26 protein-coding genes are annotated in these 23,884 nt (G+C 61.9%); 24 read left to right on the top strand and 2 right to left on the bottom strand.

The genetic code is table 11. The features are described 5' to 3' along the window. Positions 1-85 precede the first annotated feature (85 nt). From tpiA to C8K44_RS12080, 21 genes are all read left to right on the top strand, one after another. Positions 86-850, top strand: a complete 765-nt coding sequence (gene tpiA, locus C8K44_RS12175) for a triose-phosphate isomerase (RefSeq protein ID WP_109576058.1) — start codon at positions 86-88, stop codon at positions 848-850. Positions 851-1,006: 156 nt separating this feature from the next. Continuing rightward, positions 1,007-1,483: a preprotein translocase subunit SecG gene (secG, locus tag C8K44_RS12170; RefSeq protein WP_109576057.1), complete on the top strand. Its 477-nt coding sequence runs from the start codon at positions 1,007-1,009 to the stop codon at positions 1,481-1,483. A gap of 219 nt (positions 1,484-1,702) precedes the next feature. Then, positions 1,703-2,800 (top strand): L,D-transpeptidase, encoded by a 1,098-nt coding sequence (locus tag C8K44_RS12165; protein WP_109576056.1) that lies wholly within the window; start codon positions 1,703-1,705, stop codon positions 2,798-2,800. A gap of 150 nt (positions 2,801-2,950) precedes the next feature. Further along, entirely contained in the window at positions 2,951-4,588 is a 1,638-nt protein-coding gene (locus tag C8K44_RS12160; RefSeq protein WP_109576055.1) for a CTP synthase, read from the top strand. 61 nt (positions 4,589-4,649) lie between these two features. Next, positions 4,650-5,195: a DUF1697 domain-containing protein gene (locus C8K44_RS12155; protein ID WP_109576054.1), complete on the top strand. Its 546-nt coding sequence runs from the start codon at positions 4,650-4,652 to the stop codon at positions 5,193-5,195. 48 nt (positions 5,196-5,243) lie between these two features. After that, positions 5,244-6,104: a VOC family protein gene (locus C8K44_RS12150; protein WP_109576053.1), complete on the top strand. Its 861-nt coding sequence runs from the start codon at positions 5,244-5,246 to the stop codon at positions 6,102-6,104. Beyond that, a complete protein-coding gene (gene kdsA / locus C8K44_RS12145) occupies positions 6,101-6,934 on the top strand; it encodes a 3-deoxy-8-phosphooctulonate synthase (protein WP_109576052.1) in 834 nt (277 codons plus the stop codon). Before C8K44_RS12150 ends, kdsA begins: the two co-directional genes overlap by 4 nt. Before the next feature lie 124 nt (positions 6,935-7,058). Further along, entirely contained in the window at positions 7,059-7,262 is a 204-nt protein-coding gene (locus C8K44_RS12140; RefSeq protein WP_018428079.1) for a dodecin family protein, read from the top strand. 93 nt (positions 7,263-7,355) lie between these two features. Next, positions 7,356-7,721 carry a PRC-barrel domain-containing protein gene (locus tag C8K44_RS12135; RefSeq protein ID WP_109576051.1) on the top strand — a complete coding sequence of 122 codons (366 nt, stop codon included), beginning with the start codon at positions 7,356-7,358 and terminating at the stop codon, positions 7,719-7,721. A gap of 141 nt (positions 7,722-7,862) precedes the next feature. Beyond that, positions 7,863-8,030 (top strand): hypothetical protein, encoded by a 168-nt coding sequence (locus C8K44_RS27700; RefSeq protein ID WP_199227080.1) that lies wholly within the window; start codon positions 7,863-7,865, stop codon positions 8,028-8,030. Positions 8,031-8,128: 98 nt separating this feature from the next. Next, entirely contained in the window at positions 8,129-9,403 is a 1,275-nt protein-coding gene (gene eno, locus C8K44_RS12130; protein WP_109576224.1) for a phosphopyruvate hydratase, read from the top strand. Positions 9,404-9,537: 134 nt separating this feature from the next. Further along, positions 9,538-9,867: a septum formation initiator family protein gene (locus C8K44_RS12125; RefSeq protein WP_109576050.1), complete on the top strand. Its 330-nt coding sequence runs from the start codon at positions 9,538-9,540 to the stop codon at positions 9,865-9,867. A 174-nt stretch (positions 9,868-10,041) separates the two neighbouring features. Next, complete coding sequence (gene pdhA / locus C8K44_RS12120; RefSeq protein WP_109576049.1) at positions 10,042-11,085, top strand: pyruvate dehydrogenase (acetyl-transferring) E1 component subunit alpha; 1,044 nt, start codon at positions 10,042-10,044, stop codon at positions 11,083-11,085. A gap of 14 nt (positions 11,086-11,099) precedes the next feature. Then, positions 11,100-12,464 (top strand): pyruvate dehydrogenase complex E1 component subunit beta, encoded by a 1,365-nt coding sequence (locus C8K44_RS12115; RefSeq protein ID WP_109576048.1) that lies wholly within the window; start codon positions 11,100-11,102, stop codon positions 12,462-12,464. Positions 12,465-12,481: 17 nt separating this feature from the next. Beyond that, on the top strand, positions 12,482-13,849 hold the full coding sequence (locus C8K44_RS12110; protein WP_109576047.1) for a pyruvate dehydrogenase complex dihydrolipoamide acetyltransferase: 1,368 nt from the start codon (positions 12,482-12,484) through the stop codon (positions 13,847-13,849). Between the two features lie 49 nt (positions 13,850-13,898). After that, entirely contained in the window at positions 13,899-14,537 is a 639-nt protein-coding gene (locus C8K44_RS12105) for an SGNH/GDSL hydrolase family protein (protein WP_109576046.1), read from the top strand. 3 nt (positions 14,538-14,540) lie between these two features. Then, positions 14,541-15,122 (top strand): GNAT family N-acetyltransferase, encoded by a 582-nt coding sequence (locus C8K44_RS12100; protein ID WP_109576045.1) that lies wholly within the window; start codon positions 14,541-14,543, stop codon positions 15,120-15,122. 15 nt (positions 15,123-15,137) lie between these two features. Continuing rightward, positions 15,138-16,583, top strand: a complete 1,446-nt coding sequence (lpdA, locus tag C8K44_RS12095) for a dihydrolipoyl dehydrogenase (protein ID WP_109576044.1) — start codon at positions 15,138-15,140, stop codon at positions 16,581-16,583. Between the two features lie 81 nt (positions 16,584-16,664). After that, on the top strand, positions 16,665-16,946 hold the full coding sequence (locus C8K44_RS12090; RefSeq protein WP_109576043.1) for a GlsB/YeaQ/YmgE family stress response membrane protein: 282 nt from the start codon (positions 16,665-16,667) through the stop codon (positions 16,944-16,946). A gap of 12 nt (positions 16,947-16,958) precedes the next feature. Then, positions 16,959-17,921, top strand: a complete 963-nt coding sequence (gene lipA / locus C8K44_RS12085; protein WP_109576042.1) for a lipoyl synthase — start codon at positions 16,959-16,961, stop codon at positions 17,919-17,921. A 10-nt stretch (positions 17,922-17,931) separates the two neighbouring features. After that, complete coding sequence (locus C8K44_RS12080; RefSeq protein WP_109576041.1) at positions 17,932-18,384, top strand: type II toxin-antitoxin system RatA family toxin; 453 nt, start codon at positions 17,932-17,934, stop codon at positions 18,382-18,384. Here the strand turns inward: C8K44_RS12080 and C8K44_RS12075 are convergent. After that, a complete protein-coding gene (locus tag C8K44_RS12075) occupies positions 18,369-18,875 on the bottom strand; it encodes a CinA family protein (protein WP_109576040.1) in 507 nt (168 codons plus the stop codon). The two genes, C8K44_RS12080 and C8K44_RS12075, sit on opposite strands and share 16 nt — an antisense overlap. Next, entirely contained in the window at positions 18,872-20,095 is a 1,224-nt protein-coding gene (locus tag C8K44_RS12070; RefSeq protein WP_109576039.1) for a bifunctional 2-C-methyl-D-erythritol 4-phosphate cytidylyltransferase/2-C-methyl-D-erythritol 2,4-cyclodiphosphate synthase, read from the bottom strand. Before C8K44_RS12070 ends, C8K44_RS12075 begins: the two co-directional genes overlap by 4 nt. Positions 20,096-20,235: 140 nt before the next feature. On the opposite strand from C8K44_RS12070, the gene dusB reads away from it, so the two are divergent. Genes dusB through ntrC form a run of 3 tightly spaced genes read left to right on the top strand, consistent with a single transcriptional unit; the run spans position 20,236 to position 23,851 of the window. Further along, positions 20,236-21,264 carry a tRNA dihydrouridine synthase DusB gene (gene dusB / locus C8K44_RS12065; protein ID WP_109576038.1) on the top strand — a complete coding sequence of 343 codons (1,029 nt, stop codon included), beginning with the start codon at positions 20,236-20,238 and terminating at the stop codon, positions 21,262-21,264. Beyond that, complete coding sequence (locus C8K44_RS12060) at positions 21,261-22,397, top strand: nitrogen regulation protein NR(II) (RefSeq protein ID WP_109576037.1); 1,137 nt, start codon at positions 21,261-21,263, stop codon at positions 22,395-22,397. The genes dusB and C8K44_RS12060 overlap by 4 nt, the downstream gene beginning before the upstream one ends. After that, on the top strand, positions 22,394-23,851 hold the full coding sequence (gene ntrC, locus C8K44_RS12055; protein WP_109576036.1) for a nitrogen regulation protein NR(I): 1,458 nt from the start codon (positions 22,394-22,396) through the stop codon (positions 23,849-23,851). The genes C8K44_RS12060 and ntrC overlap by 4 nt, the downstream gene beginning before the upstream one ends. The last annotated feature ends 33 nt before the right edge of the window (positions 23,852-23,884 follow it).

Below are 23,884 nucleotides of genomic sequence, written 5' to 3'. Positions count from 1 at the left end.
CCTTCAGGGCCACTGTCGATTGCTTTGTGGCCTGTTTTTGGTAGTGAGGTTGCCCGAACGAACATCGATTTCGAGGGAAGAGTACATGACGCCAGGAATACGCCCACTCGTTGCAGGTAACTGGAAAATGAACGGCACCAGTGCTTCGCTCAACGAATTGCGCAACATCGCCGGCGGTTTCATGAGCGGCCTCGACGCCGAGACTGAAGCACTCTTGTGTGTTCCGGCGACGCTTCTGTCACGTGCGGCTGAAATTCTCCACCGCTCGCCAGTCAAGGCTGGCGGTCAGGATTGCCACGCAAAGGAAAGTGGTGCCCACACGGGCGACGTGTCGTCGGAAATGCTGAAGGACGCCGGCGCGAGCCACGTCATTGTCGGGCATTCGGAACGCCGCACCGACCATGGTGAAACCGACGCTGTGGTTCGTGCCAAGGCTGAAGCGGCATGGCGCGCCGGGCTAGTCGCCGTCATTTGCATTGGCGAGACCCATGCCGAGCGCGAAAGCGGCGCAACCTTGTCGGTGCTGTCGCGCCAGATCGAAGGCTCGGTGCCGACGACGGCGACACCGGCAAATGCGATCATTGCCTACGAACCAGTCTGGGCGATAGGCACCGGCTTGACGCCGACCGTGGCCGACGTGGCCGAGGCGCATGCGCATATCCGTGCGCGCCTGGCGGAGAAGCTGGGTGCGGCGGCTGGCAAGATGCGCATTCTCTATGGTGGATCGGTAAAGCCGTCCAACGCCGTCGAATTGCTGGCAGTCGCCAATGTCGACGGCGCGCTGGTCGGTGGCGCCAGCCTCAAGGCAGCCGACTTCCTTGGCATTGCCGAAGCCTATCGCAAGCTCTGATTTCACCCAGCGTAACCGTTGCAAAGGCAGCGTGTCACCCCATATTCGGCCGGCGGGCTTGGAAATGCCTAGAAAGCATTGTATTGAGCCGCCTCCGGAAGGCCGGGCGCTTCGGCGCGCGGCAAGTCCCCGTCAGGAAAGATCCCAGGAAGCGCAATGGAAACCGTCCTCATCGTCATTCACTTGATGGTCGTGCTCGCCCTTGTTGGCGTTGTGCTCCTGCAGCGCTCTGAAGGCGGTGGCCTCGGCATCGGTGGTGGTTCGGGCTTCATGACCGCACGCGGCGCGGCCAACGCGCTGACCCGTGCAACCGCTATCCTGGCGACCGTGTTTTTCGTGACGTCGCTGACATTGTCGATCGTTGCCCGCTATGGAGCAAAGCCGACCGATATCCTTGATCGCGCGCCGACCACCCAAAGTGGCACGACTGGCGGCAAGGGCGTTCTCGATCAGCTCGGCGGTTCGACCACGCCTGCACCTGGCGCTGCTGCGCCTGCAACTGATTCCGCCGCTCCTGCTGCTCCGAGCGCAGCGCAGCCGGCCGCACCTGCCACTGCGCCAGCCGCTCCGGGCACCGAGCAGCCCGCCGCAGGCGGCGCTACTGCCCCGGCAGCACCGCAAGTTCCTAACTAAGTATTAAGCCTCTGCCGCAACCTGTTGTTGTTTGAACACAGTTGCGGCAAATGCTGCATCGATAATTACAATTCGATCAATTCACCGGTGGTGCCTCCCTTGAGGCATCTCCGGCTAATCGATATTAGCGGGCTTGCGGCATTTCGGCGGGGGCGCCTTTGGGGGGCACCGCGCGTTTGTCGCGCGAAAATTTGCGTTGAACGTTCGGGATCCCTCGCCATGCAGCTCCGCCGCATCCTTCTTGCTGGTCTTTGCGCTACTTTCATGAGTTCGACAGCCTTTGCCGCCACCTCGGCCGGCACGGCAGCGGCACCACAATTTGTGGGTGCAAGCGATGTCGTTTTGGTCGCCGCCAAGAGCGACGCCGCGGAACTCAAGCTTCTCAAGAAAAAGAAGAAGCCGACCGAAGAAGATTTGGCGCGAATCAAGGACCTCGAAGCCAAGATCAAGGCCGACAAGGAACTCGCCCGCCTCAAGATGCTCGAAGCCAAGAAGATGGCGATGCGGGCTGCGGCCAAGGAAAAGGCCGACAAGGCGCGCGAACTCGCCCGGTTGAAGAAGACCGAAAGGGCAGCAACCCAGGTTGCCGAGGTTGCACCTGCGTTGCCCAAGCCCGTCCAGCCTGTCGAACTGCTGCAGCCGGTAGCACCACTTACGCCCGATGCACTCACGGTTGCTTCGACCGGCAACAGTGGCGAACTGCGCAGCGAAGTGCAGGCCAAGCCTCAGCAGGCCGGTCTGCTCGCCGGCATCTTCGGTGGCAGCACTGCGCCACAGCAGTCGATGCTGCCGCAGACGCGTGCCCTCGACGCCGTCCTGCAGGCCAAGCAGGCCAACAAGCAGTTCAAGGTGAAGGCCGACTACGAGCCGCAGGAAGTGACGTTCTCGGGCTATGAGCGCGGACAGATCGTGGTCGATACCGGCGCGCGCTATCTCTATCTGGTCGAATCATCGTCGACCGCTCGTCGCTATGCGATTGCGGTCGGCCGCGAGGGGCTGGAGTTCAAGGGCAAGGCCACCATCGGCGACAAGCAGGAATGGCCGCGCTGGATTCCGACCAAGGATATGCAGGAACGCGAGCCCCAGAAGTACGGGCGCTACAAGGACGGCATGAACGGCGGGCCGGAAAATCCGCTCGGTGCGCGCGCCATCTACCTTTACCAGGGCAAGAAGGATACCCATATCCGTATCCATGGTACCAATCAGCCGCAGACGATCGGCACGAATTCTTCGAACGGGTGCTTCCGAATGGTCAATGATCATGTCATGGACCTCTACAATCGCGTGAAGATGGGCTCTGAAGTCATCGTCATGTAAAGCGTTTCAACAACGCTCGAAGTTGGCCGGCGGTCGCGCCGGCCTTTTTGTTTGCACGGCCTGCCCGGCAGCAACAATGAACAGCCATATAGGGAAAAGTCCGACGCGGCGGATTTTTCTCTGGCGGAATCGATTTGGCCGCGTTAAGCGATGAATCCCATGGCGCGATATGTTTTCATTACCGGCGGCGTGGTCTCTTCCCTTGGAAAAGGCATAGCCGCAGCGGCCCTCGGGGCTCTTCTGCAAGCACGCGGATATCGCGTGCGCATCCGTAAACTCGATCCGTATCTGAACGTCGATCCCGGAACGATGTCACCTTACCAGCATGGTGAGGTCTTCGTGACCGATGACGGGGCGGAAACCGATCTCGATCTCGGTCACTACGAACGCTTCACCGGCCGTTCGGCGAACCAGAGCGACAACATCACCACCGGCCGCATCTACAAGAACATCATCGAACGCGAGCGGCGCGGCGACTACCTCGGCGCGACGGTGCAGGTCATTCCGCACGTCACCGACGAGATCAAGAACTTCATCCTCGACGGCAATGACGAGTTCGACTTCGTGCTGTGCGAGATCGGTGGCACTGTCGGCGACATCGAAGCGATGCCGTTCCTCGAAGCGATCCGCCAGCTTGGCAACGATCTGCCGCGTAACAATGCGGTCTATGTCCATCTGACGCTGATGCCTTACATCCCGACGGCTGGCGAACTGAAGACCAAGCCGACCCAGCATTCGGTCAAGGAACTGCGCTCGATCGGTATCGCACCGGACATCCTTCTGGTTCGCGCCGACCGCAACATCCCCAAGGAAGAGCGCCGCAAGCTGTCGCTGTTCTGCAATGTCCGCGAATCGGCTGTGATCCAGGCGCTCGACGTCGGCCATATCTACGACGTGCCGCTGGCCTACCATAAGGAAGGTCTCGATTCGGAAGTGCTGGCTGCGTTCGGTATCGACCCCGCGCCCAAGCCGCGTCTCGATGCCTGGCAGAACGTCTCGCAACTCATCCACAATCCCGAAGGCGAAGTCACCATCGCGGTGGTCGGCAAATACACCGGCCTCAAGGATGCCTATAAGTCGCTTATCGAAGCGCTGTCGCATGGCGGCCTGGCCAACAACGTCAAGGTCAAGCTCGACTGGATCGAGAGCGAGGTCTTCGAGAAGGAAGACCCGGCACCGTTCCTCGAAAAGGTCCACGGCATCCTGGTTCCCGGCGGCTTCGGCGAGCGCGGTTCGGAAGGCAAGATCCTGGCGGCCAAGTTCGCCCGTGAGCGCAAGGTGCCGTATTTCGGCATCTGCTTCGGCATGCAGATGGCCTGCATCGAGGCCGCCCGGTCGCTTGCCGGCATCGAGAACGCTTCGTCGACCGAGTTCGGCTCGACCAAGGAGCCGGTCGTCGGTCTGATGACCGAATGGCTCAAGGGCAACATGCTGGAGAAGCGCAGGGCGTCGGGCGATCTCGGCGGCACGATGCGTCTCGGCGCGTTCGACGCTAAGCTCACCGAAGGCTCGAAGATCGCCGAGATCTACGGCGACACCGACATCTCCGAGCGTCACCGCCACCGCTATGAGGTGAATATCGACTACAAGGACCGCCTCGAAGAGTGCGGACTGGTCTTCGCTGGCATGTCGCCCGACGGCGTGCTGCCCGAGACGGTCGAATATCCCGACCATCCCTGGTTCATCGGCGTCCAGTACCATCCGGAGCTGAAGAGCCGTCCGCTCGACCCGCATCCGTTGTTCGCGAGCTTTATCGAGGCTGCCGTCGAACAGAGCCGGCTCGTCTGATTGGCATGCGCGCCGGCGTGACACCGTTGGCGCGCAAACCTGCCGTGGTCATGCCTCGGTCATGACCACCTATGTCGCGCTGCTCTACAGTATCGTTCTGGGTGAAGGGCGGCGGGTTGTGATGTCCGACCTGCGCGACATGGCGACGGAACTCGGCCTTGAAAACCCGCGCACTTTGGTCGCGACGGGCAATCTCGTCTTTGAGGCTGAAGGCAAGACGGTTGCAACGCTGGAGCGCGAGCTCGAAGCGGCGTTTGCGCCAAAATTTGGCAAGCATGTCGACATCGTCGTCCGCGATGCCGCGGCGTGGCGGACGCTCGTCGCGGCCAATCCGTTTCCCAGGGAAGCCGAGCTTCACGCCGATCAGGTCGGCGTCCGTGTGATGCGCGAGCCGGTGACGGCTGATGTCATCGAGCGGCTCCGTGCTTGCGCCGCCGAAGACGAAAAGCTCATGGCGGTCGACGGCGACATCTGGCTCTATTTCTCGCGCAACACCGCTTCGTCGCGGCTGCTCGGCGCGATGACGCCCAAGCGTGCCGGCGGAATCGGCACGTCGCGCAACTGGAACACCGTGCGCCGGCTCGGCGACATGGTTGCGGGGCTTTGAGGGGCTTCTCCTTGCGAAAATCGCTGAATTGAGGCACAGCGCTGGCTCATGACCAACAATGTCCAGAGTGGGCCCCGCGCCCTCGATCACGTCGTCTTGCCGACCGTAAGCCTGGCTGTTGCGCGCGCGCGCCTGTCTTCGCTTGGTTTCACCGTGTCACCAGAGGGCGTGCACCCCTTCGGTACGGTCAATTGCTGCATCTACCTTGGCGACGGCACCTTCATGGAGCCGCTGGCTGTCGGTGACGCCTTGGCTGCGGATCGTGCCGTCTCGGAAAACAACGTCTTCGTGGCTCGCGACCGCTCTTTCCGCGCAGCCCATGGGGACGAGGGCTTTTCCGCTGTCGTTTTCGCCGCCGACGAAGCTGACGCCGACCACCGCGAATTCGTCAAGGCAGGCGTCTCCGCCGGTCCGCGCCTCGATTTCTGCCGGCCGTTCGTCGATGCCAGCGGCCGCGCCGACATTGCCTCGTTCCGGCTTGCCTTCACGGCAGAGCCTGACAATGCGGACGGCGCCTTCTTCTTCGGTTGCGAGCGCGCCAATGCACCCAAGGTTGACCGTAGCGCGCTGGAGGTCCATGCCAATGGCGTGCGTCGCATGCTGGCCATCCACGCAAGCGCCGGCACTTCGGCAGCTGCCGCCTACCTGGCGACGATTGCGCGCAGCAAGGCAGAAGGCATCTCCGGTGGCCTCAAGGTGCCGCTCGCTAATGCCGACTTCGTCGTTGGCGCCAAGACGGACGCCAGCAACATCCAGCTCGACGCCATCGTCTTTGCCGTCGACGACCTGGCAGCAGCGCATGCGCTCCTTGCAAGGCACGCCATCGAGTACGATCTAGACGGCAAGCGCCTGGTGGTACCTGCGGCACCGGGGCAGGGTGCTATTTTCATATTCGAGGAACAGAGATGAACAAGCCGAATGCAAATGTGACGGTCGGCAAGACCCTCTTCGCCAATGATGCGCCGCTTTCGCTGATAGCTGGCCCGTGCCAGTTCGAATCGCGCCAGCACGCCTTCGACATGGCCGGCAAGCTTAAGGAACTTACCCTCAAGCTCGGCATCGGCTTCGTCTACAAGTCGAGTTTCGACAAAGCCAACCGCAGCTCGCTGTCGAGCACGCGCGGTGCGGGTCTCGACGCGGCGTTGCCTGCCTTCGCCGACCTGCGCAAGGAACTCGGCGTCACCGTCATCACCGACGTCCATACCGAAGAGCAGTGCGCGATCGTTGGCGAAGTGGTCGACGTGCTGCAGATCCCGGCCTTCCTCAGCCGCCAGACCGATCTGCTCATCGCCGCCGCAAAGACGGGCAAGGTCGTCAACGTCAAGAAGGGCCAGTTCCTGGCGCCCTGGGACATGAAGAACGTCATCGCCAAGGTCACCGGTTCGGGCAATGCCAACGTGCTGGTGACCGAGCGTGGCACGTCCTTCGGCTACAACACGCTGGTCTCCGACATGCGCGGCCTGCCAATCATGGCCGACATGGGCGCGCCCGTAATCTTCGATGCCACCCACTCGGTGCAGCAGCCGGGCGGGCAGGGCGCAACTTCGGGCGGAGAGCGCCGTTTCGTCGAAACGCTGGCGCGTGCAGCCGTTGCCGTTGGCGTTGCAGGCGTGTTCATCGAAACGCATGAGGATCCCGACAACTCGACGTCATCGGATGGCCCCAACATGGTTCCGTTCAAGGACATGCCGGCCTTGCTCGAGCGCTTGATGGCGTTCGACCGTATCGCCAAGGGCTAACACAGCCCTTGAGCTGCATCTGCGCGCCTTCTGGCGCGCAGTGACTCTGCTACGGTGCTTGAGCCCGGCAGGTGCTGGGCGTAGTCTTCCTTCCGTGACTGAGCGTTTCGGCAGGAGGAGTCCTATGACTGTTGCCCGCGTTACGGAAATCACCGCCTCGTCGACAAAGAGCTTCAAGGACGCCATTGAAGATGGCATCGCCCGCGCGTCCAAGACCCTGAAGAATGTCGAGGGTGCCTGGATTCAGGACCAGAAGGTCGTCGTCGAAAACGGCAAGATCGTCGCCTACCGCGTCAACATGAAGGTGACGTTCATCCTCACGGACTGAGCACTGGTCGGCTTCCCGCATCGTCAGGAAGTTTGGAACCTACGCTTTGAGGGAGCGTTACCCCTGCATCCACAGCTAACGAGGAGCAGGATAATGACGACCCATACCGGTCATACCGAGGCTATCCCCGCATCGCGCGTAATCGGCACAAATGTTTACAATACCGCCGGCGAAACGATCGGGACGATAGAAGATGTCATGCTCGACAAGATGTCCAACGGCATCATGTTCGCTGTCATCGGATTCGGTGGCTTTCTTGGCATCGGAGAAAAGTACCACGCCATTCCATGGTCAACGCTGGACTACGACAAGGGCCGCGGCGGCTATGTCGTCCCGTTCTCCAAGGATCAGCTCAAGGCTGCGCCTGCCTATTCGATCAGCGAATTGACCGAAGATGACGGTCGCCTGGCACGTGACGCGTCCTTTCAGCACTACCACGTCGAGCCGTACTGGCACTGAGCCTGTGCATCTGGAAAAAAGCCCCGCGTGTAGCGGGGCTTTTTTTGTGCCGGCAGCTACCTGGGCGTCGGAATGATCCGCACCTGCGACGCCCCCTGAGGGGGCGGTTGACTGTCGCAAGAGGTCAGGAATGCCGCGGCGATGAAAAACAAACTCAAGATACCACTCAACTCGGACATGGCGAAACTCCCTCTGTTTCGCCCCGCGCAGGCACAGTTTACCCGAAAGTGTGGCCAAAGCCTGCCCGGCAGGATGAATTATGGTGACAGCGCTTTGCCGAAAGTGAATCCGGTGGATGACGCTGCGTGATATTTGGTCGGCCGCGATTGCCTTTTCTTCTGCTTTGGCTAAGACGGGCGCGGAAATCCAACCGATCCATCTGCGATCAGCTCCCGGGGATGCCTCACATGACAGCAATCATCGATATCGTCGGCCGCGAGATTCTCGACAGCCGCGGCAATCCAACCGTCGAGGTCGACGTCATCCTTGAAGACGGCTCGATGGGCCGTGCGGCGGTTCCTTCGGGTGCATCGACCGGCGCCCATGAGGCGATGGAGCTGCGCGACGGGGGCCCGCGCTATCTCGGCAAGGGCGTCGAGCGCGCCGTCGAAGCCGTCAATGGCGAGCTATTCGAGGCGATCGGCGGCATGGAAGCCGAAAACCAGATCCATATCGACCAGACGATGATCGAGCTCGACGGGACCCCCAACAAGAGCCGACTCGGCGCCAATGCGATCCTCGGTGTTTCGCTTGCTGTTGCCAAGGCTGCCGCCGAGGCTTCGGGCCTGCCGCTCTATCGCTACGTCGGTGGACCCAACGCCCGTGTGCTACCAGTGCCGATGATGAACATCATCAATGGCGGCGCGCACGCTGACAATCCGATCGACTTCCAGGAATTCATGATCATGCCCATCGGCGCGCCTTCGCTGCGCGACGCGGTGCGCTGGGGTTCGGAAATCTTCCACACCTTGAAGAAGGGCCTCAAGGAAGCCGGCCACAACACCAATGTCGGCGACGAGGGCGGCTTTGCGCCGAACCTCAAGAGCGCACAGGCGGCGCTCGATTTCGTCATGGCCTCGATCGAGAAGGCCGGTTTCAAGCCGGGCGAAGACGTGGCGCTCGCGCTCGATTGTGCCGCGACCGAATTCTTCAAGGGCGGCAACTACGTCTACGAAGGTGAAAAGAAAACCCGCGATCCCAAGGCGCAGGCCAAGTATCTCGCCAAACTCGCCGCCGACTACCCGATCATCTCGATCGAAGACGGCATGTCCGAGGACGACTGGGAAGGCTGGAAGTACCTGACCGACCTTTGCGGGGACAAGGTTCAGCTGGTCGGCGACGATCTGTTTGTCACCAATTCTGCGCGTCTCCGTGACGGCATCAAGATGGGCGTTGCCAATTCCATCCTAGTCAAGGTCAACCAGATCGGTTCGCTGACCGAGACGCTCGATGCCGTCGAGACCGCTCACAAGGCGAGCTACACCGCCGTCATGTCGCACCGTTCGGGCGAAACCGAGGATTCGACCATCGCTGATCTCGCTGTCGCCACCAACTGCGGACAGATCAAGACCGGCTCGCTGGCCCGTTCGGACCGTACCGCCAAGTACAACCAGCTCATCCGCATTGAAGAAGAGCTGGGCCGTCAGGCGCGTTTTGCCGGCCGGTCGATCCTGCGCGGCTGATCCTTTCAAAAATCGACGAACTGGAAAGGCGGGATGTTTCCCGCCTTTTTTGTTGTCGCGGAGCCTCCGGCGGATTGTCCGTAACCGTCCATTAAGCACAATGGAGCGACAAGAACCTGAAAGAGGTTCTGACCATGTGGACACGCCAGCACAAGCAGAGAAAAACCGGGCGCTTGATCGTCCCTGCATTGGCGGCGATGTTCCTGTCCTATTTCGGCTTTCATGCCTATCACGGTGAATTCGGCATCTATTCCAAGTACCGGCTCGAAGCGCGCGCGGTCGAGCTGCAGGCTCGGCTGGATGCTGTCAGGGCTCAGCGCATGTCTGTCGAGCGGCGCGTGCAGATGTTGCATGACGGCTCATTGGAGAAGGACATGCTTGACGAGCAGGCGCGAAACGCCCTCAATATGTCCCATGCAGATGAGCTGACCATAATGCGGCCATCCCAGCGTCGCATTAACTGAAGATCAGTTAATCAACAAGAAATCCAACGTTTTTAGGTGCTTAACCGCATGCCAGCTATGCATTTTTCCGCATGGCGCGGCGTCATTCTACATGCTAGCGTTTCGGTCATGGAGAGGAGAGATTATGCATGATCTCCTCATTGTCCGCAAAGAGACGCCACTAGGGAGTGATGCATGGCCACCGCAGCCAAAAAAGCGCCTGCCAAATCTAAATCTGACACAAAATCCCTATCAGCGCCGGTAACGCCCAAGCCGGTCGATTTTACCAAGGAACAGGATCTCGCCGCCTATCGCGAGATGCTTCTGATCCGCCGCTTCGAGGAAAAGGCCGGCCAGCTCTACGGCATGGGCTTCATCGGCGGCTTCTGCCATCTCTATATCGGCCAGGAAGCGGTTGTTACCGGCCTGCAGATGTCGCTGATTGAAGGCGACCAGATGATCACCGCCTATCGCGACCATGGCCACATGCTTGCCATGGGTCTGTCGGCGCGCGGCGTCATGGCGGAACTGACCGGGCGTCGGGGCGGCTTGTCGAAAGGCAAGGGCGGCTCCATGCACATGTTCTCCAAGGAAAAGCACTTTTACGGCGGCCACGGCATCGTCGGCGCCCAGGTGTCGCTCGGCACGGGTCTGGCCTTCGCCAACCGCTACCGCGAGAACCCCAATGTCTCGGTGACCTATTTCGGCGACGGCGCTGCCAATCAGGGCCAGGTCTACGAGAGCTTCAACATGGCCGCGCTGTGGAAGCTGCCGGTGATCTACGTCATCGAAAACAACCGCTACGCCATGGGCACCGCCGTTACGCGCGCTTCGGCCGAGACCGATTTCTCGCAGCGCGGCGTTTCCTTCAAGATTCCGGGCATCAAGGTCGACGGCATGGACGTGCGCGCGGTCAAGGCCGCTGGCGATCTTGCCACCGAATGGTGCCGTTCGGGCAACGGCCCGATCATCCTCGAGATGGAGACCTACCGTTATCGCGGCCACTCCATGTCCGACCCGGCGAAGTACCGCTCCAAGGACGAAGTGCAGAAGATGCGCTCCGAGCACGACCCGATCGAACAGGTCAAGGCACGCCTCATCGCCAAGAAGTGGGCGAGCGAGGACGATCTCAAGGCGGTCGACAAGGATGTTCGCGACATTGTGGCTGACGCCGCTGACTTCGCCCAGACCGATCCCGAGCCGGATGCTTCCGAGCTCTGGACCGACATTCTGATCTAAGGGAGGGCGCGAACATGCCGATCGAAATTCTCATGCCTGCGCTCTCGCCGACGATGGAAGAGGGCAATCTGTCCAAGTGGTTGAAGAACGAGGGCGACAAGGTCGCCGCCGGTGACGTTATCGCCGAAATCGAAACCGACAAGGCGACCATGGAAGTGGAAGCCGTCGACGAAGGCGTTTTGGGCAAACTGCTGATCGCCGCCGGTACCGAAGGCGTCAAGGTCAACACGCCGATCGCCGTGCTCTTGCAGGACGGCGAAAGTGCTGCCGACATCGGCAAGGGAGCAACTCCCGCCAAGGTCGAGGCACCTGCCGCTGCTCCGGCTGCTGCTGCTCCGGTCGCGGCTGCTCCGAAGACCGAAGTCGCTGCCGATCCCGACATCCCCGCCGGCACCGAAATGGTCTCGACGACGGTGCGCGAAGCGCTGCGCGATGCCATGGCCGAAGAGATGCGCCGCGATGGGGATGTCTTCATCATGGGTGAGGAGGTTGCCGAGTACCAGGGCGCCTACAAGATCACGCAAGGCCTGCTACAGGAGTTCGGCCCGCGTCGCGTCGTCGACACCCCGATCACCGAGCACGGGTTTGCCGGCGTCGGCGTCGGTGCCGCGATGGCCGGCCTCAAGCCGATCGTCGAGTTCATGACTTTCAACTTCGCCATGCAGGCGATCGACCAGATCGTCAACTCGGCAGCCAAGACGCTCTACATGTCTGGCGGCCAGATGGGCGCGCCGATCGTCTTTCGTGGCCCCAGCGGTGCGGCTGCCCGCGTCGCTGCCCAGCACTCGCAGTGCTATGCCGCATGGTACAGCCACATTCCGGGGCTCAAGGTGGTGATGCCGTACTCGGCAGCCGACGCCAAGGGCCTGCTCAAGGCAGCGATCCGCGATCCGAACCCGGTCATCTTCCTCGAGAACGAAATCCTCTACGGTCACTCTTTCGATGTGCCGAAGCTCGACGATTTCGTGCTGCCGATCGGCAAGGCGCGCATCCACAAGACCGGCAAGGACGTCACCATCGTGTCGTTCGGCATCGGCATGACCTACGCGATCAAGGCCGAGGCCGAGTTGCGCGGCATGGGCATCGACGCCGAGATCATCGATCTGCGCACCATCCGTCCGCTCGACTTCGATACCATCATCGCCTCGGTCAAGAAGACCAACAGGCTGATCGTGGTCGAAGAGGGCTTTCCGCAGTCCTCTGTCGGCGACCACATCGCCAATCAGGTGTCGCAGCGCGCCTTCGATCACCTCGATGCGCCTGTCATCACCATCGCCGGCAAGGACGTGCCGATGCCTTACGCCGCCAATCTCGAAAAGCTCGCTCTGCCGAATGTCGGCGAAGTGATCGAGGCGGTCAAAGCAGTCACGTATCGCTGACGGGGCGGGAGGACACCATGCCGATCAATATCACCATGCCTGCCCTTTCGCCGACGATGGAAGAGGGCAATCTGGCCAAGTGGCTGGTCAAGGAAGGCGACAAGGTTTCGCCCGGCGACGTGATCGCCGAGATCGAGACCGACAAGGCGACGATGGAAGTCGAATCCGTCGATGAAGGCACCGTCGCCAAGCTGCTGGTTCCGGCCGGCACCGAAGGCGTCAAGGTCAACGCGCTGATCGCCATTCTTGCCGGCGACGGCGAGGATGTCGCTGCCGCGGCCAAGGGCGGCGATGCCGCCCCGGCCAAGGCAGAGCCTGCCAAGGCGGAAGCACCTGCCGCGGCGGCCGCACCAGCGGCTCCTGCTGCCGCACCGGTTGCCGCTGCTCCGGCTGCAAAGCCTGCCGCCGCTGCTGCCAACGGTTCTGCCGCTGACGGCCGCACCTTCGCATCCCCGCTCGCCCGCCGCATCGCCAAGGATTCCGGCGTCGACCTTTCGGCTGTCACCGGCACCGGCCCGCATGGCCGTGTCGTCAAGGCCGACGTCGAGGCCGCGATCTCGGGTGGCGGCGCAACGGCGGCTCCTGCGGCCAAGGCCCCTGCCGGTGCGCCGGCTTCGGCTCCTGCTGCCAAGGGCATGTCGGACGACCAGGTGCTCAAGCTGTTCGAAGAAGGCAGCTACGAGCTCATCCCGCACGACAACATGCGCAAGACCATCGCGCGCCGTCTTGTCGAGGCCAAGAGCACCATCCCGCACTTCTACCTGACGCTCGACTGCGAGATCGACGCGCTGCTGGCGCTTCGCGCCCAGCTCAACGCTGCGGCTCCGGTGCGCAAGACCGAAAAGGGCGACGTGCCGGCCTACAAGCTGTCGGTCAACGACATGATCATCAAGGCGATGGCGCTGGCCCTGACAGCTGTGCCCGACGCCAATGTGTCGTGGACGGACCAGGCGATGGTCAAGCACAAGCATGCCGATGTCGGCGTGGCAGTGTCGATCCCGGGCGGCCTGATCACCCCGATCATCCGCAAGGCCGACATCAAGACCTTGTCGGTCATCTCCAACGAGATGAAGGACATGGCCGGTCGGGCGCGCAACCGCAAGCTCAAGCCCGAAGAATATCAGGGCGGCTCCAGTGCGGTGTCCAACCTCGGCATGTTCGGCATCAAGGACTTCTCGGCCGTCATCAACCCGCCGCACGCCACCATCCTGGCTGTCGGCGCGGGTGAGGAGCGGGCGGTTGTCAAGAACGGCGAGATCAAGATCGCCAACGTGATGTCGGTGACGCTGTCGACCGACCACCGCGCCGTCGACGGCGCGCTTGGCGCCGAGCTTCTCTCGGCCTTCAAGCGCTTCATCGAAAACCCGATGGGCATGCTGGTGTAGTTCCCCCATTTCCCCTCCCCACAAGGGAGGGGAGTCGAGGACTTCAATCATGAAAACTGTGCTTTGCTACGGCGACTCGCTCACCTGGGGCTATGATGCGGCCGGCCCGGGGCGTCATCACTACGAGGATCGCTGGACGAGCGTCCTGCAAAAGGAACTGGGCGACGGCGTCAGTGTCATCGCCGAGGGCCTTAACGGCCGTACGACGGCCTTCGATGACAGCTTGGCCGCCACCGACCGCAACGGTGCACGGCTATTGCCGACGATCCTGGGCACGCATGCGCCGCTCGATCTAGTCGTCATCATGCTCGGCGCAAATGACATGAAGCCGTGGATCCACGGCAATCCGCTGGCGGCCAAACAAGGCATGGCGCGACTTGTATCGATCGTTCGCGCCTACGACCACGGTATGGGATACCCGGCACCTGGAATTCTGCTGGTTTCGCCGCCGGTGGTCAGCCGTACAGCCAATGCCGAGTTCAAGGAAATGTTCGCAGGCGGCGACGCGGCCTCCAAAGAACTCGCGCCGCTCTATGCCGCGCTCGCGGACGAGGTTGGCTGCGGCTTCTTCGATGCCGGATCGGTGGCGGAAACCACGCCGCTTGATGGCGTTCATCTCGATGCCGAAAATACCCGCGCGATTGGGCACGCCATAGCGCCCATCGTGCGCGTGATGCTGGAGCTCTAGAACTTGGCGGGCGACATTATCATCCGCAGGGCCGATCGGCGCGATGCCGCGGAGATTGCCATCCTCGTCGACCTGTCGTCGCACGGCCTTGCTTCCTGGCTCTGGTACGGCGCGGTGCTCGACGGTTCGACGCAGACTGCGCTTGAACACGGCCGCAACCAGCTGCGCTGCGACGACGACCGCGCCGGCTGGAAGAATGCCAGCCTGGCCGAAGTCGACGGCGAGATTGCAGGCCTGGTGATCGGCCACGTCGTGGAGCCGTCCTTCGCCGAGGAGGAAGCGCCGCACCCTGTCTTCGAGCCGATCCTTGTCCTTCAGCAAGGGACCATCGGGCACTGGTTCATCGACAGCGTCGGCGTCTATTCGCACCACCGTGGCAAGGGCATAGGCCGCAAGCTCGTTGAGCATGAACTCAAGCGCACTGGCGCCCTGCCGGTCAGCCTGATTACCGAAAGTGACAATGACGTAGCGCTTGGGCTTTACAAGTCCTGCGGATTTGAAGAGGTCGCACGCCGGCCATCCGTAACGACCGAGACCTACAGCAAACAACACGACTGGGTGCTGCTCACGCGCAGCGCGACCTGAACAAGAGGCACACTCATGGCTGACAATTACGACGTCATCGTTATAGGCTCCGGCCCCGGCGGCTACATCGCGGCGATCCGCGCCGCCCAGCTCGGCCTCAAGACCGCGGTCGTCGAGCGCGAGCACCTCGCCGGCATCTGCTCCAACTGGGGCTGCATCCCGACCAAGGCGCTGCTGCGTTCTGCCGAGGTTCTGCACCTCGCCGAGCATGCCAAGAACTACGGCCTCAAGCTCGAAGGTTCGATCTCGCCCGACCTCAAGGCCATCGTCGACCGCTCGCGCGGCATTGCCCAGCGCATGAACGGCGGCGTCGGCTTCCTGATGAAGAAGAACAAGGTCGACGTCATCTGGGGCGAGGCCAAGCTTACCAAGCCCGGCCAGATCGTCGTCTCAAAATCGACGAAGAAGCCGATGGAGCCGCAGGCGCCGCTGCCCAAGAACACGCTGGGCGAGGGCACCTACTCAGCCAAGCACATCATTGTCGCCACTGGCGCCCGTCCGCGCGCACTGCCCGGCATCGAGCCGGACGGCAAGCTGATCTGGACCTATTTCGAGGCGATGGTGCCGCCGGAAATGCCGAAGTCGCTGCTGGTCATGGGCTCGGGTGCGATCGGCATCGAGTTCGCCTCGTTCTACCGCACGATGGGCGTCGACGTGACGGTCGTCGAGGTCATGCCCGCCGTGATGCCGGTGGAGGACGCCGAAATCTCGGCCTTCGCCAAGAAGCAGTTCGAAAAGCAGGGCATGAAGATCCATCTCGAGGCCAAGGTCACCAAGGTCGAGAAGGGCGCCAACTCCGTCACCGCACATGTCGAGATGAAGGACGGCAAGGTCGAGAAGATCACCGCCGACCGGATGATTTCGGCCGTCGGCGTTCAGGGCAATATCGAAAACATCGGCCTTGAAGCGCTTGGCATCAAGACCGATCGCGGCTGCATCGTCATCGACGGCTACGGCAAGACCAACGTGGCAGGCATCTACGCGATTGGTGACGTTGCCGGCCCACCCATGCTCGCCCACAAGGCCGAGCACGAAGCGGTCATCTGCGTCGAAAAGATCGCCGGCCTGCCGAATGTGCATCCGATGGACAAGCTCAAGATCCCGGGCTGCACCTATTGCAACCCGCAGGTCGCCTCCGTTGGTCTTACTGAAGCCAGGGCCAAGGCCGAAGGCAAGGACATCCGCGTCGGCCGCTTCCCCTTTGTCGCCAATGGCAAGGCGATCGCTCTCGGCGAGGACCAGGGCATGGTCAAGACCATCTTCGACAAGAAGACCGGCCAACTTCTCGGCGCCCATCTTGTCGGCGCAGAGGTGACCGAGTTGATCCAGGGCTTTGTCGTGGCGATGAATCTCGAAACCACCGAAGAAGAGCTGATGCACACGATCTTCCCGCATCCGACGATTTCGGAAACGATGAAGGAAAGCGTCCTCGACGCCTATGGTCGCGCGCTCAACGCATAACAGGGCAGCGCTGGTGCGCCTGTTGCGGCGCGCCAATTGGCACTATATGCGCTCAACCTAGCGATTGGCCGGAGGCGACTGATGGAACAAAGCTACGGAATTCTCGGCATGCCAGGTGTCGGTTTCTTCGGCATGCTTCTGGTTGGTTTCCTTGCCGGCTATGTCGCCGAACGCACGATGAACCGCGACCACGGCTTCTTGACCAACATCCTTGTTGGCATCGCCGGATCGTTTGTCGGCGGCACTCTGGCGGGGCTGCTCGGCATCCATTATTACGGGTTCATGGGCAATCTCATCGTCGCCATTGCCGGCGCGCTGATACTGCTCTGGATTTTCGGCCGCTCGCAAGCGCGTCGGCCTTGATAGGATAGACTGATGGTCACTGTGCTCGATCTGAACGACCGTCCGCGCGCGCGGCACCCCGAAAAGGCCCACCGGCCCGATCAGGAGGTCTTGCGCAAGCCGGACTGGATCCGCGTCAAGGCGCCGGTCTCGCGCGGCTATCAGGAGACGCGCGACATCGTGAAGTCGCACAAGCTGGTCACCGTTTGCGAAGAGGCCGGTTGCCCTAATATCGGCGAGTGCTGGGAAAAGAAGCACGCCACCTTTATGATCCTGGGCGAGATCTGCACGCGCGCCTGCGCCTTCTGCAATGTCGCAACCGGCATCCCGACGGCGGTCGATCCCAACGAACCGGAGAGCGTGGCCAAGGCCGTGGCCCAGATGGGGCTGACCCATGTCGTCATCACCTCGGTCGACCGCGACGACCTGGCGGACGGCGGCGCGCAGCATTTCGCCGACGTCATTCACGCCATCCGCAGGCTGACGCCCCAGACGACCATCGAAATCCTGACGCCCGACTTCCTGCGCAAGGAAGGCGCTCTCGAGATCGTCGTTGCCGCCCGTCCCGACGTCTTCAACCACAATCTGGAAACCGTGCCGTCGAACTACCTGACGGTGCGTCCCGGCGCGCGCTACTTCCACTCGATCCGCCTGTTGCAGCGGGTCAAGGAGCTTGACCCCAGCATCTTCACCAAGTCGGGCATCATGGTCGGCCTCGGCGAGGAGCGCAATGAAGTGCTCCAGTTGATGGACGACCTGCGCACCGCCAATGTCGACTTCATGACCATTGGCCAGTATCTGCAGCCGACCAAGAAGCACCACCCGGTCAAGAAGTTCGTTACGCCGGACGAGTTCCAGTCCTATGCTACGGTCGGCAAGTCGAAAGGATTCCTGCTGGTCGCTTCGAGCCCGCTTACACGCTCGTCGCACCATGCCGGCGACGATTTCGCCAAGCTGCGCGCCGCGCGCGAGGCGCTGCTGGCAAAGAAGGCCTGATCAACGCGGAATGCCGAAGTTCGAAACCACGCGCCGCGTCAGCCACTCGCCGGACGAAATGTACGCGCTCGTGGCCGACGTGGAAAAATATCCGGAATTCCTGCCGTTGTGCGAGGCGCTTACCGTGCGCTCGCGGCGCGAGCGCGATGGCCGCGAGATACTCGTCGCCGACATGACTGTCGGCTACAAGGCGATCCGCGAGACGTTCACGACGCAGGTGCTGCTCACGCCTGAGGAGAACACCATCGACGTCAAATATCTCGATGGCCCGTTTCGCTATCTCACCAATGAGTGGAAGTTCGTGGCAGCAGCGGGCGGCGGCTCCGATGTCGAGTTCTTCATCGACTACGAGTTCAAGAGCCGCATCCTCGGCGTGCTCATGGGCACGATGTTCGACCGCGCCTTCCGCATGTTCGCCGAAGCCTTCGAGAAGCGCGCCGACGTGATCTACGGACCAGCGTAGACCGTCTGATCGACGGCCCGCAATCCGAGCCCAAGTGCCGTCCTGACCGTTTCGCGGCGGATGAAATCGCGGCCCTTGTCATCGAATATCCGGAACTCTGCCTCGGGCGGCGCGCCTTTCCGTGCGACGCCGAACCAGACGAGGCCAACCGGCTTTTCGGCCGAGCCGCCACCCGGGCCGGCCACACCGGTGACCGCCAGTGCAAGGCTGGCGCGCGAATGGGCAAGTGCGCCTGCAGCCATTTCGAGTGCCGTCTCGCGCGACACCGCCCCATCTGCTTCGAGGGTGGCATCGGAAACGCCGAGCATCTCCATCTTGGCTTCGTTGGAATAGGTGATGAAGCCTCGATCGACCACTGACGACGAGCCGGCGATGTCGGTGAGGGCAGCAATGATCATGCCGCCGGTGCAGCTTTCGGCGGTGGCCATCATGATGCCATGCGCCTCGCAGGCTTCGAGCAGTGCTGCGGCGAGGGCGCCGATGTCGCTCATTCCGGCAGTTCTCCGGGGTAAACCACGCTTGCGGTCGCGATCGCGGCGATCCCTTCTTCGCGGCCGACGAAGCCCAGCTTTTCGTTGGTCGTGGCCTTGATCGAGACGCGTTCGGGGGCAATGCGCAGCATGTCGGAAAGTTCCGCGGTCATGGCCTCGCGATGAGGCCCGACGCGCGGTGCCTCGCAGATCAAGGTGATGTCGGCGTTGGCAATGCGCCCACCGCGCGCGCGAACGATTTTTGCGGCGTGTTCGACAAACTGTCGCGAGGCAGCACCCTTCCATTGCGGGTCGGAGGGCGGGAAATGCGTGCCGATGTCACCGGCCCCGCAGGTGGCCAGCAGCGCGTCGGTCAGGGCGTGCAGCCCGACATCGGCATCTGAATGACCTGATAGCTTCTTGGAGTGGGGGATTTTCACTCCGCACAGCCAGACGTGGTCGCCGGCTTCAAATGAGTGCACGTCATAGCCATTGCCGGTGCGGACGTCGGGAAAGCTTGGTGTCTGGCCGGAAAGGCGCTGGTCGGCCATGGCTATGTCCTTTGCCCAGGTGAGTTTGATGTTGTCGGGTGAGCCGAGCACCAGCCGGACCGGAATGTCGGCCCATTCGGCGATGGCGGAGTCGTCCGTGAAATCACTTCTGCCGGCCTCGAAGGCGCGCTGGTGCGCGGCGACGATCGGCTCGAAGGGAAAGCCTTGCGGTGTCTGTGCCGAATGCAGGCCTGCGCGCGAAACGGTTTCAGCAACCGTGCGATCGGAGGTTTCTTTCTTCAGGGTGTCCGACACAGGCAGCGACGGCAGGGAACCGTGTTTTTCGTCGATGCCGGATATTGTGCGATCTATGACATCGGCGCCGATGAACGGCCTGACGCCGTCGTGGATCAATACCGATTCCGCACCGCTATCTCGCAGCGCAAGGAGTGCCAGGCGAGTCGATTCCTGCCTTGTCGCACCGCCTATTACGGTTATCACCCGATCTGCGTGTTCACCTGCCGCAGCAGAAAAAAGCTCGGCATCATCGGCATGAATGGCAACGGCAACCGTGCCGATGCGTGGATGGTCAAGAAAGGCCTTCAATGTATGCCAGATGACGGCCCTGCCGCCGATCTTGCGGTACTGCTTGGGACCGTCGCCCTGGCCGGCGCGTTCGCCTCGGCCGGCAGCCACGATGACGACTGCGACTTTTGATTTCTGAGGGTTCGACAAGGCTTCTTCGTTCATGTGCAGAGGCTTAGCCGCGAGGGCTGCGGAAGGCCAGTGGAATCCAGAAAGCGCCGCATTCGGCTGTCATTTCGCAGTTGCACAATGACCCGATCATGGCTACTCATTGTGCAGAGGCAAATGGTGCTTTGTTTTTGTGCATGAATGATCTCGGTAAACTCGGCGAGCCGCTTTCGATCGGCGATGTGACGATCCGCAATCGGGTGTTTCTGGCGCCCATGTCAGGCGTCACCGACGAGGCGCTTCGCACGCGCGCCTATGCCCATGGTGCTGGTCTGGTCGTGTCGGAGATGGTCGCCAGCGGCGAACTCGCCAAGGGGCGTGGCTCCAGCGGCTTCCGCATCCGCCATTCCGGCCTGCCGGTTCATATGGTGCAGCTTGCGGGGCGCGAGGCCGCCCACATGGCCGAAGGCGCCCGCATCGCGGTTGGCGAGGGTGCCAATGTCATCGACATCAACATGGGTTGCCCAGCCAAGAAGGTAACAGGCGGTTATGCCGGTTCGGCGCTGATGCGCGATCTCGACTATGCGCTCACGCTGATCGATGCGGTTGTTGGCGCTGTCGAAGTGCCTGTGACGCTGAAGATGCGCCTTGGTTGGGACGACGACGTGCTCAACGCGCCGGAACTGGCTCAACGCGCCGAACAGGCAGGCGTCAAGATGGTTACCGTACATGGCCGTACGCGCTGCCAATTTTATCAGGGCAAGGCCGACTGGCGCGCGATCGCACGCGTGAAGCAGTCCGTCGGCATCCCGGTCGTCGCCAACGGCGATGTCGGCACGGCGCAGGATGCGGCTGAAATTCTCCAGCAATCAGGTGCCGATGCGGTCATGGCCGGGCGCTCGCATTATGGCGCGCCGTGGACAGCGGGCATGATCGCCGCTGCCTCCACCAATGGCACCGCAGCTGGCGTGCCGCAATCATCAGCCGAAATGGCCGACTATGTCGCCACCCACTACGAAGACATGCTTGCGCTCTACGGCATCGAGAGCGGGCTGCGCCAGGCGCGCAAACATCTCGGCTGGTATCTTGATCGGCACACGTCAAACGTCCCGGACGCTCTCCGCCGTGGTGTGCTGACGTCATTCGAACCGAAACAGGTTATTTCGTCGCTGAGAGAGGCACTTATGTCCTTCGGTGAAAGTGCTTTCGAAAGGAATGCCGCATGAGCTTCAACCCCGCGCCGGTTGCAGTTGATGCAGCGCAGATCGTGCTCAACACCATCCGTCGACCCGTCATCATGATAGGGCCCGACAATTTCATCACCTTCGCCAATGCCGACGCCGAGGACTTTTTCCGCTCCAGCGCCACCATGCTGGCGCGCAGCGAGCTGTCGCGTTTCGTGCCCTTCGGCAGTCCCATCCTGACGCTGGTCGAGCAGGTACGTGAGCGTAATACGCCGGTCAACGAATACCGTGTCGACGTTTCGTCGCCGCGCCTTGGTATCGAAAAGATGGTCGATCTTTACGTCGCCCCCGCCTCGGAGCTGCCGGGCTCGGTCGTGGTGATGTTTCAGGAACGCTCGATGGCCGACAAGATCGACCGCCAGATGACCCATCGGGGGGCTGCGCGCTCGGTCACAGGTCTTGCCGCCATGCTTGCCCACGAGATCAAGAATCCGCTGTCCGGGATAAGGGGCGCAGCACAGCTTCTGGAGTTGTCCGCCTCGGACGAGGATCGCGCCCTGACTCGGCTGATCACCGACGAAACAGACAGGATCGTCAAGCTTGTCGACCGTATGGAGGTCTTCTCCGATGAACGCCCGATTGACCGATATCCGGTCAACATCCATGTCGTTCTTGACCATGTGAAGGCACTTGCCAAGAACGGTTTTGCCAATGGGATCAAGATCCTGGAGGATTATGATCCATCGTTGCCTCCGGTCTATGCGAACCGCGACCAGTTGGTGCAGATCTTCCTCAATCTGGTCAAGAATGCCGCCGAGGCCATCGGTCACGAACCGCATGGCGAGATCACCTTGTCGACCGCCTTCCGCCCTGGAATCCGCATGTCGGTTCCAGGCACCCAGGATCGCGTGTCGCTGCCGCTTGAGTTCTGTGTGCACGACAACGGGCCGGGGGTGTCAGAGGACATTTTGCCCATCTTGTTCGACCCGTTCATCACCACCAAGCCCAACGGGTCGGGGCTCGGCCTCGCGCTCGTCGCCAAGATCGTGGGCGACCATGGCGGGGTGATCGAGTGCGAATCGACACCGCGAGGCACGACCTTCCGCATCCTCATGCCCGCCTGGAAGGAAATGCCTGTGCATCTGGACGACGATAGCGAGGGAGCCAATCGATGAGCGTGCGCGGTAATATCCTTGTCGCCGATGATGACGCGGCTATCCGCACGGTGCTCAATCAGGCGCTTTCGCGCATGGGGCACGATGTCCGCGTCACCTCTAATGCAGCGACGCTGTGGCGTTGGGTGGCGGCCGGCGAGGGCGATCTGGTCATAACCGACGTGGTGATGCCCGACGAAAATGCCTTCGACATGCTGCCGCGCATCAAGAAGGCGCGACCCGAACTGCCTGTTGTCGTGATGAGCGCGCAAAATACCTTCATGACCGCCATCCGCGCCTCGGAAACTGGCGCCTACGAATATCTGCCGAAGCCCTTCGACCTCACCGAATTGCTCAGCATCGTCAACCGGGCTCTCACCGAGCCGCGCCGGCCGAAGATCGACGAGCGCCACGACGACCAGCCTGAAACCATGCCGCTTGTCGGGCGCTCCGCGGCGATGCAGGACATCTACCGCATGCTCGCCCGCATGATGCAGACGGACCTGACCGTCATGATCTCGGGCGAATCGGGCACGGGCAAGGAGCTGGTGGCGCGCGCGCTTCATGAATATGGCCGCCGGCGCAACGGCCCATTCGTAGCCATCAACATGGCTGCGATCCCGCGCGACCTCATCGAATCCGAGCTCTTCGGCCACGAAAAGGGTGCTTTCACCGGGGCGCAGAACCGCTCGACGGGCAGGTTCGAGCAGGCCGACGGTGGCACTCTGTTCCTCGACGAGATCGGCGACATGCCGATGGAGGCGCAGACGAGGCTGCTGCGTGTGCTGCAGCAAGGCGAGTATACGACTGTCGGCGGTCGCACGCCGATCAAGACCGATGTACGCATCGTTGCGGCGACCAACAAGGATCTGCGAAGCCTGATCAATCAGGGCCTCTTTCGCGAAGATTTGTTCTATCGTCTCAACGTGGTACCGCTTCGTCTTCCAGCACTGCGCGAGCGCTCCGAAGACGTGCCCGACCTTGTCCGCCATTTTTTCAAGCAGGGCGTGAGCGAAGGCCTGCAGGCCAAGCGCATCTCGTCTGGTGGCGTCGAACTGATGAAGCGCTATCCATGGCCAGGCAACGTGCGCGAGCTGGAAAACCTGGTGCGGCGACTGGCGGCACTTTATCCGCAGGACGAGATTTCGGCCGAAATCATCGAGGCCGAACTCAAGACCGGCGAACAGCCCGTCGTACCCGGCGGCAATCTCATTCCCGATGACCTGTCGGTCGGCCAGGCGGTCGAGCATTTCCTCCAGCGCTATTTTGCCATGTTTACCGGCGACCTGCCGCCGCCCGGGCTTTACCAGCGCATTCTGGCCGAAGTCGAATACCCCCTCGTGCTGGCCTCGATGACGGCTACTCGTGGCAACCAGATCAAGGCCGCCGAGCTTCTGGGGCTCAACCGCAACACGCTCCGCAAAAAGATCCGCGAACTCGGCGTCAACGTTTACAAGTCGTCGCGCCCCGCCTGAGGGGGCGGGCACCAACAGCTAAACTGTCGAAAG

The organism is Aminobacter sp. AP02, assembly GCF_003148805.1.
In the GTDB taxonomy this organism is placed as follows: Bacteria; Pseudomonadota; Alphaproteobacteria; order Rhizobiales; family Rhizobiaceae; genus Aminobacter.
Note: the sequence above shows the minus strand (reverse complement) of the source record. Positions and strands in the feature narration are given on the sequence as shown.

What these genes read in the sequence shown, in the direction of transcription:
- tpiA (WP_109576058.1), top strand. Translation starts at nt 86, where the DNA reads ATGACGCCAGGAATACGCCCACTCGTTGCAGGTAACTGGAAAATGAAC.
- secG (WP_109576057.1), top strand. Translation starts at nt 1,007, where the DNA reads ATGGAAACCGTCCTCATCGTCATTCACTTGATGGTCGTGCTCGCCCTT.
- C8K44_RS12165 (WP_109576056.1), top strand. Translation starts at nt 1,703, where the DNA reads ATGCAGCTCCGCCGCATCCTTCTTGCTGGTCTTTGCGCTACTTTCATG.
- C8K44_RS12160 (WP_109576055.1), top strand. Translation starts at nt 2,951, where the DNA reads ATGAATCCCATGGCGCGATATGTTTTCATTACCGGCGGCGTGGTCTCT.
- C8K44_RS12155 (WP_109576054.1), top strand. Translation starts at nt 4,650, where the DNA reads ATGACCACCTATGTCGCGCTGCTCTACAGTATCGTTCTGGGTGAAGGG.
- C8K44_RS12150 (WP_109576053.1), top strand. Translation starts at nt 5,244, where the DNA reads ATGACCAACAATGTCCAGAGTGGGCCCCGCGCCCTCGATCACGTCGTC.
- kdsA (WP_109576052.1), top strand. Translation starts at nt 6,101, where the DNA reads ATGAACAAGCCGAATGCAAATGTGACGGTCGGCAAGACCCTCTTCGCC.
- C8K44_RS12140 (WP_018428079.1), top strand. Translation starts at nt 7,059, where the DNA reads ATGACTGTTGCCCGCGTTACGGAAATCACCGCCTCGTCGACAAAGAGC.
- C8K44_RS12135 (WP_109576051.1), top strand. Translation starts at nt 7,356, where the DNA reads ATGACGACCCATACCGGTCATACCGAGGCTATCCCCGCATCGCGCGTA.
- C8K44_RS27700 (WP_199227080.1), top strand. Translation starts at nt 7,863, where the DNA reads ATGAAAAACAAACTCAAGATACCACTCAACTCGGACATGGCGAAACTC.
- eno (WP_109576224.1), top strand. Translation starts at nt 8,129, where the DNA reads ATGACAGCAATCATCGATATCGTCGGCCGCGAGATTCTCGACAGCCGC.
- C8K44_RS12125 (WP_109576050.1), top strand. Translation starts at nt 9,538, where the DNA reads ATGTGGACACGCCAGCACAAGCAGAGAAAAACCGGGCGCTTGATCGTC.
- pdhA (WP_109576049.1), top strand. Translation starts at nt 10,042, where the DNA reads ATGGCCACCGCAGCCAAAAAAGCGCCTGCCAAATCTAAATCTGACACA.
- C8K44_RS12115 (WP_109576048.1), top strand. Translation starts at nt 11,100, where the DNA reads ATGCCGATCGAAATTCTCATGCCTGCGCTCTCGCCGACGATGGAAGAG.
- C8K44_RS12110 (WP_109576047.1), top strand. Translation starts at nt 12,482, where the DNA reads ATGCCGATCAATATCACCATGCCTGCCCTTTCGCCGACGATGGAAGAG.
- C8K44_RS12105 (WP_109576046.1), top strand. Translation starts at nt 13,899, where the DNA reads ATGAAAACTGTGCTTTGCTACGGCGACTCGCTCACCTGGGGCTATGAT.
- lpdA (WP_109576044.1), top strand. Translation starts at nt 15,138, where the DNA reads ATGGCTGACAATTACGACGTCATCGTTATAGGCTCCGGCCCCGGCGGC.
- C8K44_RS12090 (WP_109576043.1), top strand. Translation starts at nt 16,665, where the DNA reads ATGGAACAAAGCTACGGAATTCTCGGCATGCCAGGTGTCGGTTTCTTC.
- lipA (WP_109576042.1), top strand. Translation starts at nt 16,959, where the DNA reads ATGGTCACTGTGCTCGATCTGAACGACCGTCCGCGCGCGCGGCACCCC.
- C8K44_RS12080 (WP_109576041.1), top strand. Translation starts at nt 17,932, where the DNA reads ATGCCGAAGTTCGAAACCACGCGCCGCGTCAGCCACTCGCCGGACGAA.
- C8K44_RS12075 (WP_109576040.1), bottom strand. Translation starts at nt 18,875, where the DNA reads ATGAGCGACATCGGCGCCCTCGCCGCAGCACTGCTCGAAGCCTGCGAG.
- C8K44_RS12070 (WP_109576039.1), bottom strand. Translation starts at nt 20,095, where the DNA reads ATGAACGAAGAAGCCTTGTCGAACCCTCAGAAATCAAAAGTCGCAGTC.
- dusB (WP_109576038.1), top strand. Translation starts at nt 20,236, where the DNA reads ATGAATGATCTCGGTAAACTCGGCGAGCCGCTTTCGATCGGCGATGTG.
- C8K44_RS12060 (WP_109576037.1), top strand. Translation starts at nt 21,261, where the DNA reads ATGAGCTTCAACCCCGCGCCGGTTGCAGTTGATGCAGCGCAGATCGTG.
- ntrC (WP_109576036.1), top strand. Translation starts at nt 22,394, where the DNA reads ATGAGCGTGCGCGGTAATATCCTTGTCGCCGATGATGACGCGGCTATC.